We start from the raw sequence: 18,215 nt of genomic DNA, 5'->3' as shown, positions 1-18,215 counted from the left end.
TACAAAGGGGGCTTCTGATATTACAAAAATCACTATCATTCTTCTGTAAATTCTATTACATCAGCCGAAACAGTAACAGTGTATTTTGTCCCTATAAAAAATAGGAAAGAATGTGCTTCTACCGTTTCATTAATAACAGCTCTTGAAGTTCCTACCAAATTAGCATTTTTGAGCATTTCGGCACGGGCTTTCTCTATAAGAGCTTTTCTACCTCCTCCAAAAAACAAAAAATAATCATTAGTAGCTTCTCCTTTCACGTGTTCCACTACTTTAAAATTGTTTTTAGATAATACTACTTGTGTAGTGTGACTATTCTGGTTGTATGTCAGTCCATTACTTACACCACAACTCACTAATAATAGTGCTAAAGTACCAAATAAAATTACTTTCTTCATATAATGATTTGATTATTGATTATTAAAACTTGTAACCTATACCTAATTGAATAATGCGTTTGTTTAAGCCCAAAAAACGAGCTCCTCCTTCATAATAAGATTTTGTACTTTCCAAACTTGTTAAACCATATTTAAAGTTTGCATCAACAAAAAGACCCATAAGAAAATGATATTCACAACCTATTCCCAATGAAGCACCAAAAATACTTTCAGCTGACCTACTTAAATAGAAAGGTACATCTCTAATGTGATAATAGCTATAATCTAAACTTATGCCTAATTTAGGACGAAAGTTGTTGATGTCATACTTTAACCATAAAGGTAGGCTTATTTCAGACATTCTAATTTTAAAAGAGTCGTTGTGTTTCCCACTCTCTTTAATCTTACTTGTTTGAGTAGAAAACATTAAACCCGCATCTAAGAAGAAGTTTTCATAAAACTGATATTCCTCAAATCCTCCTAAGTGAAAACCAGTTCCAACTGCTGATTTTACATCTACTGAGTGCCTTTCAGCAGGATAATACGTGGTGTATTCAAAATGTTTATTCTCCAAGGAGTAAGTAGAGACATTTACACCTCCTCTAATACCCCATTTTACTGCTTGGGCTTTCAGTAAAGTAATAGAAGTAAGGGCTACCAATGTGAATAATAGAAGTTTTTTATTCATAAGATAATTTGAAATTAATAGGTTAGTTCACCAAGCCCTAAAAGTAAAGATATTATTAGAAAAGAAAAAGCGAGGACTTTTAGCTTTCATTTATACTTTTAAGAAGCCTCTGGTATGGCTGAAATACTATATAAATAAAAGAAAAGCCCACGCCTAAGCGTGAGCGTTCTCGTCATTTATCCTAAGTACTTCGTGAATTTACCAGATTCTCTTAAAAATAGAATAAAAAACTAACGCTTTTTATGTTTTATGTAAATTGTCTTGTTGGTCGTCTATATCATTAGACGATGCAAAATTAGTTATTACTTTTATATTAGCAAAATGAAATTGTGTTTATTTTTATGTAAGCGACTAAATCAAGGTTCTTTATTTCTTAAACTCTAAACGTCCTCCTGCAATAATTTCTTCATAAGTAATATATCCTCTATTCAGCGGTTTGTCGTTGAGTAGTATTTTTGCTTTGCTGTCTTTTCTTTTTTCAATCGTAAAAGTCTTGCCGTTCTCTAAATGCAACGTAGCTTTATCGAATAGCGGTTCACTTAGATAATACCTGCTGTTGGCAGGGTTAAGAGGATACAAACCTAAGGCTGAAAGCACATACCAACTGCTCATCTGTCCGCAGTCCTCATTACCACAATGTCCGTCGGGTGTGTTTTTGTATTGAGTGTTCAATATTTCGGTAACGCGCTGGGTAGTTTTTTCGGGGTGAGCTGTAAAGTGATAGAGGTAAGCCACGTGATGACTCGGTTCATTGCCGTGCACATACTGCCCTATCATACCAGTACTAAAAATAGGCAGCTTTTCATCGGCGGTAACTGCCAAAGTGAACATCGAGTCGAGTTTTTGTTCAAAAGCCTTAATGCCTCCCATTGCATCGCGCAATCCTTCGATATTTTGTGGCACAAACCAACGATAATGCCAAGCGTTGCTTTCGCAGAAGTATTTACTATAATCTTTGGGGTTAAAAGGCTTGATGAATTGTCCTTTGCTATCCTTAGGACGGAAGAAAGTAGTTTTTTCGTCGAAGAGATTACGCCAGTTTTCAGCGCGTTTGGCAAAGTAAGCCTCATCTTCTTTTTTATTCAAAGCTTTGGCAAATTGTGCAATACACCAATCGTCGTAAGCGTATTCTAAGGTTTTGGACACCGACCAGTTTTCATCGGATTTATCTAAATCGTAAGGCACATAGCCATATTGCTTATATAAGTCGATTTCGCGTTCGTTTACCATTGCACTTTGCTTGCAAGCCTCGTAAGCCAAAGGAATATCCATCGGGATTTTCTTAAAATACGCATCTACGATAATAGGCACAGCGTGATAGCCTATCATCATATTGGTTTCACCTCCTTGCATACTCCATACCGGTAGCGCACCATTTTCGCGGTAGTGTGCCAAAAAACTACTGATAAAATCGGCGGAAGCTGCGCGGTGCAACAAGGTATAGAGAGGGTGAGCCGCACGGAAAGTATCCCAAAGAGAAAAAGTATCATAACGCTTTTTGGGTGCATCGACATCGCTGAAAAGATTAGGCGCCAACATCGATTGGTAGAGCATTGTATAGAAAATCGTTTTTTGCTCCTCATTACCGCCTTCTACCGTAATCTTCTGCAACTGCTTCTCCCATAGATTGCGAGCTGTCTCGCGATAGTCGTCGAAAGTAAAGTGAGACGCTTCAACTTCCATATTTTTATACGCTTCTGCAATGCTATGCATAGAGAGAGCTGTTTTCACTACAATGGCTTCATTATCGGCGGTAGCATAGCGGAGTACAATTTTAGAACGGTTGCTCTTGCCGTTTTCTTTTTCTTCTGTAAATTCTTTATCAGCAAAAGGTTTGGAGAGTTTGATGACGAAATACACCTTTTGGTTACGTGCCCAACCGGTAGAAAAGCGATAGCCTTCCAAAGTTGTATTATCCACCACTTTTAGATAGGTTTCGGTAGGTTTATCCCAGTTGATGCTATAACCTAAATCTATTGTAATTTTAGACTGTTCGTCGTTAGGAAAAGTATAGCGTTGCACTCCTACACGAGGAGTGGCGGTAAGTTCAGCTTTGATACCATAACTCAGCAAATCGACACTGTAATAGCCAGCCGTAGCAGTTTCGTGTTTGTGAGAGAAGACCGAGAAAGGCAAACGATTGTTTGCTTTTATGCGCTCGTTAAACCTGCTATTGGTAGGCATTATCAGCACATCGTAGAGGTCGCCCGCACCCGTACCTGAGAGGTGGGTGTGTGAAAAGCCGGTAATAATGCTATCGGGATAGAAGTAACCCGAAATTCTGTCCCAGCCAGGGATACCTATATCAGGGCTTAGTTGCACCATTCCGAAGGGAGTCATCGCTCCTGGGTAGGTGTTACCCGTACCATCGGTACCGATAAACGGATTTACGTAATTGGTGAGTTGCTTTTTAGGCAACTCTTTTTGTTCTGACGCGTTGTGGCAAGCCGTAAGGGCAAATGCTAAAAGGTAAAAGTATGGTTTCATATAGGATTGAGAGTTATGAGTTGCAAAGATAGGAAATAATACTGATAATGCCAAAAAATGCCAATAATGCCAGAAAATACTAGAAATACTGATAATTAACTTTGCCAAAGGTGCGAGCCGCACAGGTAGCCGTAGCACGGCAGGCAGAGAAAATTAGCAGATTAGAGAATTAGAAAATGGTGGAGGTTTGAGGAGTTCGGAAGGAAACGGAAAAGTTCGGAAGAGAGGAGGGAGGGTTTTTGGTGAAAAAAGGGTGTAAGGAGGGTGGGGTTAGCTTATAGAGAGCTTATAGGAAGCTTATACGAATCTTGGAAGATTGGTATAGAAAGGGTGTATAAGTGGTTGATTTGTAATGTGATACAACAATACAAAAAAATGTTAAAAACGGGGTTTCGAGGCGAAAGAAAAGGAATCCTCACCCCGTCCCTCTCCAAAGGAGAGGGGAATGTGGTGACGGAAAAGTAATGCGAGTTATACAGGCAGGTGCGAGGTCGTGGCACGACAGGCGAGTAGAGACTTTGCCAAAGTTTTTTATGTAACTATAAATTTACCCTCCGAAATCATCTTTAAAAATAAACTCTGCAGGGACTTTTTCGTTAAGAAGGAGTTCCTGCATTGCTTTGGTAAAGCTATTGGTTCCCACGATGTAATACTCACAATCGGTGAGGATGTGGAGATGCTCCTTTAAGAAATCAGCGTTGAGGCGCTTTTGGGTGGCGGTGAACACAGGCAGATAGGTATAATTAGCTAAAGTGCTGTGTTGTAAATCGCTGTGAAAAGCGGCTGAGGCTTTGGTTTTATTGGAGTAAAACACTACTACTTCACCTGCAAATTGCTGTTGTGCTAAAGTTTTGAGCATCGGGAGTACGGGGGTAATGCCAATGCCTGAGGCGAGGAACACGATGCGCTTATTTTTCGCTTTAAGAGTGAAATTACCCATAGGGGCGAATATCGTAGCTGTTTCGCCTATCGCCATTGCGGCAACACTTTTCTTAAAACTGCTATCGCTGAGGTGCATTGCGAACTGCAAAGTGTCATCTTTAGGATGAGAGACCATTGAAAGCGGACGCAAAGGTATATCCAATGCGGTATAACGAGGGTTATCGAGGCGCAAAACGGCATACTGCCCTGCTTTATATTCCAAATCTTTAGGTTTTTCAAAAGTGAGCAAGATAGTATTATCAGCGATGAAGTCTTTGGCTAAGAGTTTTACGCAGCGTTCATCGGTGAGAGTTGAGGGTGCGTAGTCACGCCATTTCACTTGGGTTTTCATCTTGTTTGCCGTCATAAAACCGCTGTAAATCGCCCCTGAATACCCCCCACCTGAAGGCGCCCAAGCTGAGGCAAAGTACAAGTTTTTCAGCGGTGAAGTGGTGAGCTTATCGCGTTTAGGGTAAATTTGTTTCACCGATTGCACATAACCATAGGGGGTACCTTGTGGGTTTAAAGTGTATCTTTTTATCGTTTTGGCAGTCGCTACCTCATAATACTCCAAGTAATCAAGAATAGTGGGGAATTCAGCTTCTAAACGCGCTAAAAACAACTGTGCGACTCTTTCCTTCTTCTGCTGATATTCTGCTTCGCTGAGTCCTTCCCATTCTTTGAGGTAATCAATGGCACAAATTACTCCTACCGTCTTTCCCTCAGGAGCTAACTGGGCATCTACCATTCCGTAATTCACAAAAGTAAATGATTTTTGAGCCCAATCACCTTGCGAATCGGCTTTTACATCTTTCAGTTTATAGTCTTTTTGACCTTGAATGATGGTAGAATAATGATTTACGCCGAGTTTTTTCAAATCGGTATTGAAACCCAAATAAATGGTGAGCAAGGAACAGGCGAGTTCTAAAGGCGCTACCTTTTGTGCTAATTTAGAGCGATAAGGCTCGGGGAGCATCTGGGCGACCATAGGTTGGGCGGCATTGGCGACCACACTATCGGCATAGAGCGATTGTTTAGCTGTCGAACTGTTGAACGTATCGCGATAGCTCACCCCCACCGCTTGGTTGTTTTCCACCAAAATCTCTTCTACGAATTTACCTGTAAGCACTTGTCCGCCACGTTTTTCAATAAAGCGCACCAAGTAGTTAGACAGCGATTGCGAACCCCCTTTCACGAAGTTGCCCCCTCCGTTTAGATAGCTACCTTGTGCCATCAGGAAGTACATCAGCGAGAGGTTATAAGGGTCATCAGTATAATAACCCAAATTAGCCGTGAGCACGTTTTTGAGCGCTTCATTTTTGATATTTGCATCCAGCCAATCACCTGTGTTCATTGTAGAAGTTTTGATGATCGTGGGAATCAAGAAAGGCATCAGCGGGTAGAGCAATATATTGAGCCATTTGTTGCGGGGGAGCCGGCGCATTTCGGCGTAAAGCCTATTGATGAGTCCAAAAAAGCGTTCGATTTCGGCTTTGCTATCGGGAAAATCGGCGATGAGTTTTTCTTTGGTTTCTGCCCCGTGATGCAAAGTACACTGGAAGTTTTGCTTCTTCAAATGGTAGAATTCGGGTACTTTTAGAAATTCTACTTCATCAAACACCCCTAAAAGTTCTAAGATAGGACGTTTAGGGTCGGTTTCGTGGAGTCCGTCGATTTCGTGCAAACCTACTTCCATTAAGTAATCTTTGCGCTTAAAAGCAGTAGCACAACCACCCGCGATATAGTGTTGTTCGAGCACAATTACCTTCTTGCCCCAGAGTGCCAAAGTAGCTCCAGCGATGAGTCCGCCCAAGCCACTACCTATAATAATACTATTGTAATTTTTCATCTTTGAGAAATAATTATTAATTTTGGGGCAAAATTACGGCGGTTGCGCAAGTGTGGCAATACGCAAAAATAACCATTTTTAATTGACGATGAGCACCTCAGCTTCTATGGAAATCTTGGCACAGAAGTATATCCCTTATGCCGAAATGCTTGCAAAAATAGGGAATAATGCTGTTTTTATAGTAGATAAAAACGAGCATTTCTATTTTATTTCCGATAAGTTTAAACTCTTTGGTTACGACGATATTCCTAAGAACAACAGTAACGAAATACAAGATTATCCGCTAAAACGACGCATTCACCCCGATGATTTGGAGATGAAAGAGCTCATAGATGAGAAGATTTACGAGTTTCTATCGTCCTTACCCAAAGAAGAACAAGTGCACTACAAATACATTTACGACTATCGCGGAATGGCAACCGATGGCACTTATGGGCGCGTGACTAACGAGGTGCAACTATTAGAAGTTACTGACGATAATTACCTCGCCTTAGGCATTATAGAAATTGCCCCTGACCAATCGGAGAGTTTGCCGGTAAGGGTGCAAATGAAACACTGTATAACAGGGGAGATTATTCCCATAAAAATAGAAGAAGAGAAAGCTTTTGCACTTACGCCGCGGGAGAAGGAAATACTCACACTTGCCTCTCAAGGTTTTTCGAGCAAAGAAATAGCTGAACAATTGTTCATCAGCACTTACACAGTGAATAGACACCGGCAAAATATACGGGAAAAGTTCAATGTAGAAAGCCTTATAGAAGCGATTGATATAGCGAGAAGGAAAGGAATATTGTGATAAGTAACAGGTTTAATACGCTGTTTGTTTTTGAGCGATACTTTCGTAGTGAGTGAAAATACGATAGGTACCTACTTTCATTATTTTATTGTTACTATCTTCTTTTTGAGTAACTGTTAGCACATAAACCAAATTCTTGATACCTTGAGATGTGAGTTCACCTGAAATTAGAGTTACATCGTTATTCTTTACACCTTCTGTATTAGCAGCGTGGTTTAGGAAAACGGTAAACTTGTTACCGCTACCTGAAATGATAGCTCCAGAGCCTGTAGCTGTATCAAACACACCAAATTTCAGTGCTTTGTAATTCGATTTTACCTTTACTCCTTGTTGATCATAAAACTTATATTTATAATCGGCAGCTGGATCTCCTTTGGTAAAGGCATTGTCGTGGGGGTCGCTGGTGTAAAGGAATTTGAGGTTGTCGAGCAAATAGATACCCTCGATATTAGGTGGATTAGTTCCTTCGTGAATGGTCATTCCGTTGGCAACCATTTCGGTAAGAGTTTTGTCGGGCAGAATGGCTTTAGCTTCCTTAGGAATGTTGAAGTTTGTAACTTCAGTAGTATTTTTGTCCTTGTCCTTTTTGCTGTCGTTGTCACCTGATTTAGAGCATCCAACAATTGTAAGCAGTGCAAATACGCCTGCACAAAGTGTGTAAATTGTTTTTTTCATTTTTATTATTGTTTTTTAGGTGTTAGGTGTCAGGGGGTAGGTTTCTAACTTTGGCAAAGGTGCGAGCCGCACAGGCAATTTGAAACTTTGGCAAAATTTGTAGCACTACTTATTTGCTAATTTTCATATTTGCTAATTAGCTAATTCGTTTTCTCATTTCGTTGAGCTTCATCAGTGCCTCTACGGGGGTGAGGGTGTTGATGTCGAGACTGAGTAAATCTTCTTTTAGGGCTTCTAAGAGTGGATCGTTCATATCAAAGAAGCTCAATTGCATTTCTTTTTGGGCGTTTTTAACCACTTCGGCAGTGGGTACTACATTATGACTCTCCTCGAGCTTTTTAAGCATTTTATTCGCCTTCTGAATCACATATTGAGGCATTCCCGCCATTTTAGCTACGTGTATCCCAAAACTGTGCGCTGAACCGCCCTCGGTGAGTTTGCGCAAGAAAAGTACGCTGTCTTTGGTTTCTTTTACCGATACATTGTAATTCTTGATGCGCTCGAACTGCTCACTCATCTCGTTGAGTTCGTGATAGTGGGTAGCAAAAAGGGTTTTGGCTTTGCTAGGGTGCTCGTGCAAATATTCGGCGATTGCCCACGCTATGGAAATACCATCATAGGTGCTAGTACCACGCCCGATTTCGTCCAAGAGCACCAAACTTCTATCGGAGATGTTGTTCAAAATGAGGGCTGCCTCATTCATCTCGACCATAAAAGTAGATTCACCCATAGAAATGTTATCGCTTGCCCCTACGCGGGTGAATATCTTATCAACTATACCTAATTGAGCACTAGCAGCAGGCACAAAACTACCTATCTGTGCCAAGAGGACTATTAGGGCGGTTTGTCGTAAGATAGCCGATTTACCCGACATATTAGGTCCGGTAATCATTATGATTTGCTGGCGTTCGCGGTCTAAATACACATCGTTGGCAATGTAGGGCGTACCTACGGGTAGTTGCTTTTCAATCACAGGGTGGCGACCATCCTTAATGTCAATGGCGTACCCCTCGTTCATCTCGGGGCGGTGATAGTTGTTTTCCATCGCCAAAGTAGCAAAACCACAGAGGCAATCCAGCTGACCGATAAGCGTAGCATTCGTTTGTACCTGACCAATATACTCATTGATAAAAGCAATCAGTTCGGCATATAACGATTGCTCTAACTGAGCGATTTTTTCTTCAGCACCTAATATTTTGGCTTCGTATTCTTTGAGTTCTCCGGTGATATAACGCTCGGCATTCACAAGGGTTTGCTTGCGTATCCAATCAGACGGGACTTTATCTTTATGAGTGTTGCGTACTTCGATATAGTAGCCAAACACGTTGTTGTTATCTATTTTCAGAGAAGGAATACCTGTGCGTTGGCTTTCGCGCAAGAGCAAATCGTCTAAATAACTTTTACCCGAATGCGAGAGTCCGCGTAGTTCGTCCAATTCTGCCGAAAAACCTTTGGCGATAGCATTGCCTTTGGCGATGTTCACAGGAGCATCTTCATTGAGTGTTTCGGCAATGCGCGCACTGAGCTGTTCGCAACTGTGGAGCTTGTCGCCTAAAAGAGTAAGCGATTCATTGGCAGAAGCCAAACACAACTGTTTTATCAGGGGGATATGTTCCAAAGAAGCGCGCAATTGCACTACTTCCCGCGGATTGATTTTAAGAGTAGCGACCTTAGAAATCAGTCGTTCGATGTCGCCCATACGACTGAAGGCAGTTTTCACCTGCTCTAATACATCGATGTGTTTCAAAAAGTAATCGACCACCTCGTGACGCTGACGGATTTTGTCTAACTTCTTGAGCGGTAACGCCAACCAGCGTTTGAGGGTACGGCTACCCATAGGCGATAGCGTTTTATCAATCACATCGAGCAAACTCACCGAGGGGGTGGTATTGCCCGCATAGAGTTCCAAATTGCGAATGGTGAACTTGTCGAGCCATACGTAAGCCTCTTCGGCGATGCGCTGAATGGCAGTAATGTGTTGGAGTTGGTGGTGTTGGGTTTCGGATAAGTAGTAGAGGATAGCCCCTGCGGTAAGAATCGCTTCGGTGAGTTCGTCTACGCCAAAGCCTTTGAGAGAGTTGGTTTGGAAGTGTTTGGTAAGTACCTGCTGGGCATAATCGTCTTTAAAGACCCAGTCTTCTAAGTAGAAACAGTGAAAGTCGTCGCCAAAATGCTCAGCAAATTCCTTTTTTTGGTGTTTAGCAACGAGCAGTTCGCTAGGGCGGAAGTTCTGCAAGAGCTTATCGATATAGGTTTTATCGCCTTGTGCTACCAAGAACTCACCCGTAGAAACATCGAGGAAAGCTGCACCGCAGTCTTGTTTGCCCAACCATACTGAGGCTAAGAAGTTATTGCTCTTGCTTTGCAATATATCGTCGTTGAGGGCAACTCCTGGGGTAACGAGTTCGGTAACACCTCGCTTTACAATGCCTTTCACAAGTTTAGGGTCTTCGAGCTGGTCGCATATTGCCACGCGGTAGCCCGCTTTTACGAGCTTAGGAAGATAGGTATTGATAGAATGGTAAGGAAAACCCGCTAATTCACTGCGCTCGGTACCGTTGTTGCGGTTGGTGAGCACAATGTCGAGGGTATGAGCGGCTTTTACGGCATCTTCACCGAAGGTTTCGTAGAAATCGCCTACCCTGAACAGCAGTAAAGCATCAGGATATTTGCTTTTTATCTGATTGTACTGCTTCATCAAGGGGGTTTCTTTTGCCATAGTATTAATTTGTCAATTAGCTAATTTGGTGCGAGTTGCACGGGCTATTATAATAACGTTTTGTATTTTTGGGCAAAGATAGTAATAATTTGTTAATTAGCTAATTTGAAAATTAGCAAATTACAGTGACTATAAAATTGGACTGCGGATAAATAGGCTTATTTTTTTTATGGGCGAGAATATCCATTCGAGAATAGTGCGAAGATGTACTATTAAAAAAGCGGCTCAATATAGCGATGAAAAACAGAGGAAGCAACAAAACATATAGCATATCCTTTATGTGGGAGGAGAGTTTCTTCAACTGAAATAAGTAAATTAGAGGTTTTATTTTTTGTAGAGATGTTCGCTCAATTCTTCTGTAGAGGTAAAGAAATGTCCGTAACCTTTTTCCTTTCAGCGAATATTAAAGCTTTATGACCAGAGGGGTTTATAAGAACACTCATAAAAATGTTACTGTCGGCAATGATAATCATATCATATTAAATATTAAAATGTTCATCCCAACGTTTAGCTATATTGTGATTTATCTTCTTAGAGATTGTCATCACAAACGCGTAATCCTCAGGGGTCATTTCTTCTTCTTTAGCAGCTTCTACGATTTCCTCAGGGGTCATTTTTAACACTTTAGAAGCGTCCAACACTTCCTGAGAATACTTAGGTTCTTTTTGCTTTGTAACTTTTACAAAATCGAGTGTTTTAAGATATCTCACAAGGTGTAGTGCTTGTGGATTGTTATCAGCAATGGTAATTGTGTAAGGCATAATATTTTCTATTTTCGGCAAAGATACAAGATAATTAGCAAATGAGCAAATAAGGAAATTAAGAAATGAGAAAATGAGTAGTGATAAAAATCGTTTTTTGACAGGTCAGACTTGTTGAACAAATCGGATAGGTTAGAGAGAGCGGAAGGAAACGGAGAAATTCAAAAGAGGGGAAGTAGGGTTTTTGATGAAAAAAGGGTGTAAGAAGGGTGGGGTTAGCTTATAGAGAGCTTATAGGAAGCTTATACGAATCTTGGACGATTGATATAGAAAGGGTGTATAAATAGTTGATTAACATTATAATACAACAGGGGTAAAAATGTTAAAAACGGGGTTTCGAGGTGAAAGAAAAGGGAAGAGGTGATAGGCCTTAGGCCATAGGCACTAGGGGGAGTATGACGGAAAGGAGAATGGATAATTAGGGAATTAGCAAATTAGAAAATTAGTAAATGGGAAAGTATGAGGTCTTAGGCCATAAGTAATAAGGGAAAAGTGTAATAGAAACCTTCCCCTTCTCACATACTCCGCTATCGCGGTGCACATACCCAGCTGTCACTGGCTACTTTCAAAGGGGGAATGTAGTGACGGAAAAAAGAAAGAAATGAAGAATGACGAAAGACGAATCACGAAGGTAATGGGAGGTCGTAACACGAGATACAGTATAACTTTGCCAAAGGAGCGAGCCACATAGGTAATTTAAAACTTTGGCAAAGTATTGTAACAAGGAAAGACAAAACGTATTTAACACCACAATATTAAAAATGCCAATAATACTCAATCAAAGGCAAATTGCGAATGACGGGCTTTGAGTGAAGATAGAACGAAGGGAAAATTTGCTGTATGAGAGAAGCTTGAAAAAATTTTAGGAGAGAAAATAGGAAAGACTGCCCCACTAAAAGTGGAAACAGTCTTTCTTCTAACTTAGGGAAATTTGATTATTAATCTACGTTGATATCGGTATTTACATTTTTACTACCTACGAGGGCATAATACAAGAGGAATAGCAATGCTAATACAATTACCCAGTAACTTTGGATATAACCAAAAGCATCGGCAGCCCAACCTTGGATAGCTGGCAAAATACCACCCCCGCATACCATCGCCATAAAGATACCTGACGCAGCGGCTGTATATTTACCCAAACCTTCGGTAGCGAGGTTAAAAATACCTCCCCACATTACTGAGGTACACAAGCCACAAAGAATGAGGAACATTATGCTTATTGGCACTTCGGCTAACCCAAAAGAGATATCAGATTTGAACACAGGCATATTTACCATTTGTGTTTCGGGTATTAATATAGCTAAGATAACAAAAAGAATTCCTAAGGAAGATACAAAAGTAAGCATTCCTTTGCTTGAAAACTTCGCTCCTAATGAACCTCCGGTAAGACGACCGATGAACATCAGGAACCAATAGGTACCTACTACTGAACCCGCAATAGTGGTATCTATTGCTAAGCCGTTCATTTCTGGACTACTGGTCATAAAAAGGTTTGCGATGTTGGGAATTCCTACTTCAATCCCTACGTAAAGGAAGATAGCTATCGCTCCTAATATAAAGTGACGGAAAGATAGTGGACTGTGTTTATCGGTTACATCTTTTTGTTTTACCGCTGCGTGAGGTTCGGGTATTTGCATTAGGGCAAGTACAATAAATGCCAAAGCGAAGATACCCATTGCTAAGAAGAGGGCAGGGTTGGCATCGGCAATAGAAGTATCGGCGCTGATAGTACCGATGAGGTACCCTACTAATACGGGTACGATAGTTGCCCCGATAGAGTTGATAGCGCCTCCGAATTGCAAGAGTTGGTTACCGCGTTTGCCACCACCCCCGAGGGTGTTGAGCATTGGGTTTACTACCACGTTCAGCATACACATAGAGAAGCCTGAGATAAATGCCCCAGTGAGGTACACTCCAAAGCTACCCAAATTACCTGAAAGGAAAGTAATACAAACGCCAACGAAGCCTACGGCAATAGCTGTTAAAGCAGTTTTCTTATAACCGATGCGTTGTAGCATTAGCCCTGCTGGAATCCCCATAAAGGCATAAGCGATAAAGTTGGCTAAGTTCCCCAATTGTGATTCGAGGTTGCTTGCCATAAATTGGTTTTTTACAATTACCCCGAAAGGGTTTTGTAAGCCCGTTACGAATGATATCATAAAGAATAAGGCGAACATCATCGCAATGGGTAATGCGTAACTTTTGTTTTGTTGATTTTGGTGTTCCATTATTTTTAGTTATTTATTATTTTAGAAAATAGGGAATAGGAGAAGGGAATTAGTTGTTAGAAATTACTTATTTCTCCTATTAACTACTGTAGTTAGTAAATAGTGGGGCAAAAGTAAATAAAGAAAATATAAAACACAACAAAAACGAAAACTTTTTTAAGGTTTATTTATGAAATATATTAGATGTTAGGTGTTAGAAGTTAAAAATCAGAAAATTAAGAAATTAATAAATAGGGACACGAGTTAAAAGCTCACGCCAGTGGAAGAAGAAAAAAGGAAGAAAAATTAGAAAATGGAGGGAGGGTCGTAGCACGAAGGACAGTTGAAACTTTGCCAAAGTTTTGATGCGGACGAGTCAGACTATTCGAATGTGTTCGATACCGATAGCTAAAGGCTTAAAGAATAATCATTAACGGCTAACGACTATTTTTCATTCCAATAGTAGCTATCGGGGTAGATGCGCTTACCGAAGATAGCGGTACCAACCCGCACGATAGTGGCACCTTCTTCAATAGCGGTTTCGAGGTCGCCACTCATTCCCATTGAGAGTTCTCGGGGGTCTACATTAGGGAGGTTGAGAGCAATAATCTCTTGTTGGAGATGTTTAAGGAGTTTAAAGCAGGCGCGCACCTTTTCGGTTTCGGCACTAAACAGACCGATAGTCATCAGTCCTTTGATATGTAGGGTAGGCATTGTAGCCACTTGCTTTACAAGATTGAGCACCTCAAAGGGGTCGGCACCAAACTTGCTTTCTTCGTTAGAGGTATTCACCTGAATAAAGATATCGAGTTCCTTACCTTCACTCTCCAAACGGTTGTGGAGTTTTTGGGCTAAATCGAGGCGGTCTACCGATTCTACACAACTCACTTCGTAACGCAAAATATCTTTTATCTTATTTGTTTGTAAATGACCGATAAAATGATTGGTATGTGGGGTATCTTTCAGCGCTTCATACTTCTCCTTGAGCTCTTGCACTTTGTTTTCGGCGATGAGCGTATATCCTGCATTTAATGCTACTTTGATGCGCTCAGGAGTTACCGTTTTAGTAGCCAAGAGGAGTTTTACTTCCTCCGGCTTGCGACCTACCCGCTCACAAGTGTTGGTAATACGTTGTTGTACTAAGGCGATGTTTTGTAATATATTTTCCATTTTTAATTGTCAATTATTAATTAACTATATCGGTTCATTCTCCACTTCTTCCTTTGGTAAATTGCCTTCAGCTTTCTTGCGCAAGAGGCGACGTTTGATGAGGTCGTTTAGGTCTTTACCTTTTACCGAGTAGGTGTTAAATAACAGCATAGGAGCAATCACCCCAAAGGCTAAGCACATAGTAATAAAGCCTGTTTGTAAACCGAGTTTGAAGGTTTGGTAGAGTAAATCTAATGTTTCGTCTTGTGGGGTTTCAACGGTTACTATTTGTATGATTTTCATCATAAACTCATAGCCGTATTTACCAGGAATCATATTAATTACGGCGGGGATGGTAAACACAATAGGAGGTGTGTGTACACGGTGGGCGAAATACACCGCTAAGAGCCCTACCACACAAGCCCCCAGAAAAGAAGTAATCACGATTTGTTCGGGCATTAAGGTTGCTAATAGAAGGAACTTAATACCCCACCCTATACCGCCTAATACACCGGTTATCCATAAAGCACGACGTGGTGTGTTAAACAATAAAGCAAAACCGATAGAAATCCACATCGACCAAAAGATGCGTTCTGCTAAACCTAAAAATATATCAAGGAAGTTCATAACCGAATAATAGTAAAGCTAAATAAAAACCTAATGAAATCATAAACACTAAAATAGCAGCGTGAGTGAGTTTAGCAATTCCTGCTACAATACAGCCTGAGAGCATATCGATAAAGCCATTGATAAGAGGTACCCCAGGCACTAACCACAATACACAAGCTGCCAAGGCATTGTGATAGTCTTGTACGCCAAGCAAGCGGAAGATGCTCATCACAGCTACCGATACGAAAGCAGCCCAACCCCAACAGATATACACATTGAACTTGCGTAACTGCAACACTCGTCTGCCTGCTAACCCTAATAAAGTAGCGAGAAACGACATAGCGAACTCGGCATAACTTGCGTTTTCTTTGCCAAATACGTAGGCTAATGAGCCTCCTGCTATCGATACAAAAAACCACATTACATACATATTGTAATGCGGACGCGCTTTGATGGTAGCTACCTGCTCCTCGATTTCCTCAATAGGGAGTTTCTTTTCGATAGCCTCCCACGATAGAATACTAATATCGGAAATCGCACTGAAGTTTACCCCGTGATGCGGGATAGAACGCACGATAGTTTCTTTTTCGCCTGTGCTTTTGTCCTGTATTGTTAGCACGATAGCCGAATGTGAATAGAAGTTCTCGCAATGGTAGTTCAGCGCATTAGAAATGCGTTCTACATTGCGTTCTACCCTACGGGTATTGGCACCGCTGGAAATTAGCAGTTCGTTGATATCGGCAAAAAGGCGTGCCGCTCGTTCAATGGGCTTCATATATATTTTAGACGTTAGTTCTTAAGAGGTTAGTTATAGGGCTTGTCAGACTGTTCGGACGAATAGCTTTTGGTATTCCTTGCTGTTTTCTTCTAAGAGAATGTCTTTCTGGCAAGCAAAAGTAAATTGCAAGTAACATAAAGCAAATAATTTCTAAATATTATAGTTCTCGTTACAAAGTGCAAAAGTACAAAAATAATGAAGAATGGCAAAAAGGTGAAGATTTAATAATTTACTATCACATTTAAGCGCTTGCCTAATATTGTTTTTAGTTGGTTATAGCCTATGACCTCTTCCATAATGCTTTTGCGTTCTTCATCTGTTATTTCAGTACGTGTTTTCTCTGCTAAATTGTTGATGAGGTGCATTATTAATAGCAAACGAATATTTAGAATGATATCCGAGATAATTCTATTGAGGTCTCTGTCTTTCTCCTTTGCTACAATATCTCGTTTCAACCAATTGTCTAAATGTCTAAACTCGTCTTCCATTTCCAAATCGGATACCTTAGCACTGAGTTCCACAGGAAGTTCGTTTGCAAGCCTACTCACATCATAGGAAGCATCTTCTTGGAACATTGTCATTAGTTGGTCATATATCTGCTTGAAATCGGGGTTAGCGAACTCTATTTCGTCTTCTTGAAGTTCGAGGAATACTTTTTCGTAAACTTTGAGGGTTTGCTGTACTTGTTTTTCTTTGAGGTCGCCGTTTTCTTCTTCTACCAGAATAGTATCGGTGAAAACACAGTCTTCATTCCCTTTGGAAAGAAGAATCTTTATTAAATCGTGCTCTAACACCTCCAAACGGTTTATTGTGCGTTTTTGAGCCTCTTCTGGCGTTTGTACCACTTGCATAGTAGATTGCTTACGCTCTACTTTTTGTCCTTCATAAAAGTCCTTTTTGAGAATTTGCGCCAAAGTAGAGAAGAGCACTTGTTCCGAGATATCCATAATGGTAGCGCACTCGCGCACATATACTTCCCGCTTGATAAGGTCGGGGATTTTAGAGATACTCTCTACCATATCGCGTATGGTTTCGGCTTTTTTGATGGGGTCGTTCTGCGCCTCTTGCATTAGGAGGGAGGCTTTGAAGCGAATAAAATCGGTAGCGTTGTTTTCGAGGTATAGCACGAGGTCTTCGTAGGCAGTTTTGCGAGCAAAGCTATCGGGGTCGTCTCCCTCGGGGAAGGTACAGACCTTCACATTCATACCCTGCTCCAAGATGAGGTCTACCCCACGAATGGAAGCACGTAAGCCAGCGGCATCACCATCGTACAGCACCGTGATGTTGGGTGTGAGACGGTGAATAAGACGGATTTGGTCTTGTGTAAGTGCTGTTCCGCTTGATGCTACCACATTTTCGATACCCTTTTGGTGCATTTGAATCACATCGGTATAGCCTTCAACTAAATAGCAGTTATCGGCTTTGGCGATGGATTGTTTGGCGAAGAAGATGCCATACAGCACTTTGCTCTTGTGGTAAATCTCACTTTCGGGAGAGTTGAGGTATTTAGCTTGTTTCTTGTCGTTGGTAAGGATACGCCCCCCGAAGCCCAGTACGCGTCCGCTCATAGAGTGAATGGGGAACATTACACGCCCCTTGAAGCGGTCGAACTTACGGTCGGCATTGACGATAGTGAGTCCGGTTTTTTCTAAGAACTCCAACTGATATCCTTTGGCAAGGGCGTTATCGGTGAAGGCTGTCCACTCATCGGGGGAGAAGCCTAAGCGGAATTTTTGGATTGTTTCCTCAGTAAAACCGCGTTCTTTGAAATAGGTCATACCGATAGCCTTACCGGCTTCGGTATTGAAGAGGGTATCCTGAAAATATTGTTGGGCGTATTCTGAGACAATATAGAGGCTCTCGCGCTCATCGGCTTGTGCTTTTTCTTCAGAAGATTGCTGGGTTTCTTCAATGTCGATATGGTATTTTTTAGCCAAATAGCGAATGGCTTCGGGATAGGTGAAGTGCTCGTGCTCCATTAGGAAGGCAATAGCATTCCCGCCTTTGCCACTACTGAAGTCTTTCCATATTTGTTTTACGGGTGAGACCATAAAGCTAGGCGTCCGCTCGTTGGAGAACGGACTCAATCCTTTATAATTAGAGCCTGCACGCTTGAGTTGGACGAAGTCGCCGATGACTTCCTCCACCCGCATTTGGTCGTATACTTTATCTATGGTATTTTTTGAAATCACTGTTTTT

General features: G+C 41.2%; 13 protein-coding genes. 1 reads left to right on the top strand and 12 read right to left on the bottom strand.

Features of this window, described 5'->3' with window-relative positions; all coding sequences use genetic code 11:
* Window positions 1–35: 35 nt before the first annotated feature.
* From C3V44_RS08205 to C3V44_RS08185, 4 genes are all read right to left on the bottom strand, one after another.
* Window positions 36–395 (bottom strand): DUF6567 family protein, encoded by a 360-nt coding sequence (locus C3V44_RS08205; RefSeq protein ID WP_009420643.1) that lies wholly within the window; start codon window positions 393–395, stop codon window positions 36–38.
* 22 nt (window positions 396–417) lie between these two features.
* Complete coding sequence (locus tag C3V44_RS08200) at window positions 418–1,062, bottom strand: porin family protein (protein ID WP_016478324.1); 645 nt, start codon at window positions 1,060–1,062, stop codon at window positions 418–420.
* Between the two features lie 366 nt (window positions 1,063–1,428).
* Window positions 1,429–3,549, bottom strand: coding sequence for a GH92 family glycosyl hydrolase (locus C3V44_RS08195; protein ID WP_106096132.1), 2,121 nt, complete (start codon window positions 3,547–3,549; stop codon window positions 1,429–1,431).
* Window positions 3,550–4,096: 547 nt separating this feature from the next.
* The gene (locus tag C3V44_RS08185; protein ID WP_016478326.1) at window positions 4,097–6,319 is read right to left on the bottom strand and encodes an FAD-dependent oxidoreductase; all 2,223 of its coding nucleotides are present in this window, start codon (window positions 6,317–6,319) and stop codon (window positions 4,097–4,099) included.
* 88 nt (window positions 6,320–6,407) lie between these two features.
* Between C3V44_RS08185 and C3V44_RS08180 the strand changes: the two genes are divergently transcribed.
* Window positions 6,408–7,115, top strand: a complete 708-nt coding sequence (locus C3V44_RS08180; RefSeq protein WP_002675838.1) for a response regulator transcription factor — start codon at window positions 6,408–6,410, stop codon at window positions 7,113–7,115.
* Between the two features lie 12 nt (window positions 7,116–7,127).
* Here C3V44_RS08180 and C3V44_RS08175 read toward each other — a convergent pair whose 3' ends face one another.
* The 8 genes from C3V44_RS08175 to dnaG all read right to left on the bottom strand — a co-directional run bounded on the left by C3V44_RS08175 (window position 7,128) and on the right by dnaG (window position 18,208).
* Window positions 7,128–7,790, bottom strand: coding sequence for a hypothetical protein (locus C3V44_RS08175; RefSeq protein WP_002674423.1), 663 nt, complete (start codon window positions 7,788–7,790; stop codon window positions 7,128–7,130).
* A 136-nt stretch (window positions 7,791–7,926) separates the two neighbouring features.
* Window positions 7,927–10,509: a DNA mismatch repair protein MutS gene (gene mutS, locus C3V44_RS08170; RefSeq protein ID WP_106096131.1), complete on the bottom strand. Its 2,583-nt coding sequence runs from the start codon at window positions 10,507–10,509 to the stop codon at window positions 7,927–7,929.
* 479 nt (window positions 10,510–10,988) lie between these two features.
* Window positions 10,989–11,270, bottom strand: coding sequence for a hypothetical protein (locus C3V44_RS08160; RefSeq protein WP_095898524.1), 282 nt, complete (start codon window positions 11,268–11,270; stop codon window positions 10,989–10,991).
* A 938-nt stretch (window positions 11,271–12,208) separates the two neighbouring features.
* On the bottom strand, window positions 12,209–13,501 hold the full coding sequence (locus C3V44_RS08145; protein WP_106096130.1) for an MFS transporter: 1,293 nt from the start codon (window positions 13,499–13,501) through the stop codon (window positions 12,209–12,211).
* Between the two features lie 423 nt (window positions 13,502–13,924).
* Window positions 13,925–14,650: a YggS family pyridoxal phosphate-dependent enzyme gene (locus C3V44_RS08140; RefSeq protein WP_106096129.1), complete on the bottom strand. Its 726-nt coding sequence runs from the start codon at window positions 14,648–14,650 to the stop codon at window positions 13,925–13,927.
* A 24-nt stretch (window positions 14,651–14,674) separates the two neighbouring features.
* Entirely contained in the window at window positions 14,675–15,256 is a 582-nt protein-coding gene (locus C3V44_RS08135) for a threonine/serine exporter family protein (protein WP_015782139.1), read from the bottom strand.
* Window positions 15,243–16,013: a threonine/serine exporter ThrE family protein gene (locus C3V44_RS08130; protein WP_053581331.1), complete on the bottom strand. Its 771-nt coding sequence runs from the start codon at window positions 16,011–16,013 to the stop codon at window positions 15,243–15,245. The genes C3V44_RS08135 and C3V44_RS08130 overlap by 14 nt, the downstream gene beginning before the upstream one ends.
* A 224-nt stretch (window positions 16,014–16,237) precedes the next feature.
* Complete coding sequence (gene dnaG, locus C3V44_RS08125; RefSeq protein WP_106096128.1) at window positions 16,238–18,208, bottom strand: DNA primase; 1,971 nt, start codon at window positions 18,206–18,208, stop codon at window positions 16,238–16,240.
* Window positions 18,209–18,215: the final 7 nt, after the last annotated feature.

This window comes from Capnocytophaga sp. oral taxon 864 (assembly GCF_002998835.1).
Taxonomy (GTDB): domain Bacteria; phylum Bacteroidota; class Bacteroidia; order Flavobacteriales; family Flavobacteriaceae; genus Capnocytophaga; species Capnocytophaga ochracea.
This window is presented reverse-complemented; position numbering and strand designations above follow the sequence as displayed.

What these genes read in the sequence shown, in the direction of transcription:
- C3V44_RS08145 (WP_106096130.1), bottom strand. Translation starts at nt 13,501, where the DNA reads ATGGAACACCAAAATCAACAAAACAAAAGTTACGCATTACCCATTGCG.
- C3V44_RS08185 (WP_016478326.1), bottom strand. Translation starts at nt 6,319, where the DNA reads ATGAAAAATTACAATAGTATTATTATAGGTAGTGGCTTGGGCGGACTC.
- C3V44_RS08135 (WP_015782139.1), bottom strand. Translation starts at nt 15,256, where the DNA reads ATGAACTTCCTTGATATATTTTTAGGTTTAGCAGAACGCATCTTTTGG.
- C3V44_RS08130 (WP_053581331.1), bottom strand. Translation starts at nt 16,013, where the DNA reads ATGAAGCCCATTGAACGAGCGGCACGCCTTTTTGCCGATATCAACGAA.
- C3V44_RS08205 (WP_009420643.1), bottom strand. Translation starts at nt 395, where the DNA reads ATGAAGAAAGTAATTTTATTTGGTACTTTAGCACTATTATTAGTGAGT.
- C3V44_RS08195 (WP_106096132.1), bottom strand. Translation starts at nt 3,549, where the DNA reads ATGAAACCATACTTTTACCTTTTAGCATTTGCCCTTACGGCTTGCCAC.
- C3V44_RS08180 (WP_002675838.1), top strand. Translation starts at nt 6,408, where the DNA reads ATGAGCACCTCAGCTTCTATGGAAATCTTGGCACAGAAGTATATCCCT.
- C3V44_RS08140 (WP_106096129.1), bottom strand. Translation starts at nt 14,650, where the DNA reads ATGGAAAATATATTACAAAACATCGCCTTAGTACAACAACGTATTACC.
- mutS (WP_106096131.1), bottom strand. Translation starts at nt 10,509, where the DNA reads ATGGCAAAAGAAACCCCCTTGATGAAGCAGTACAATCAGATAAAAAGC.
- C3V44_RS08200 (WP_016478324.1), bottom strand. Translation starts at nt 1,062, where the DNA reads ATGAATAAAAAACTTCTATTATTCACATTGGTAGCCCTTACTTCTATT.
- C3V44_RS08175 (WP_002674423.1), bottom strand. Translation starts at nt 7,790, where the DNA reads ATGAAAAAAACAATTTACACACTTTGTGCAGGCGTATTTGCACTGCTT.
- C3V44_RS08160 (WP_095898524.1), bottom strand. Translation starts at nt 11,270, where the DNA reads ATGCCTTACACAATTACCATTGCTGATAACAATCCACAAGCACTACAC.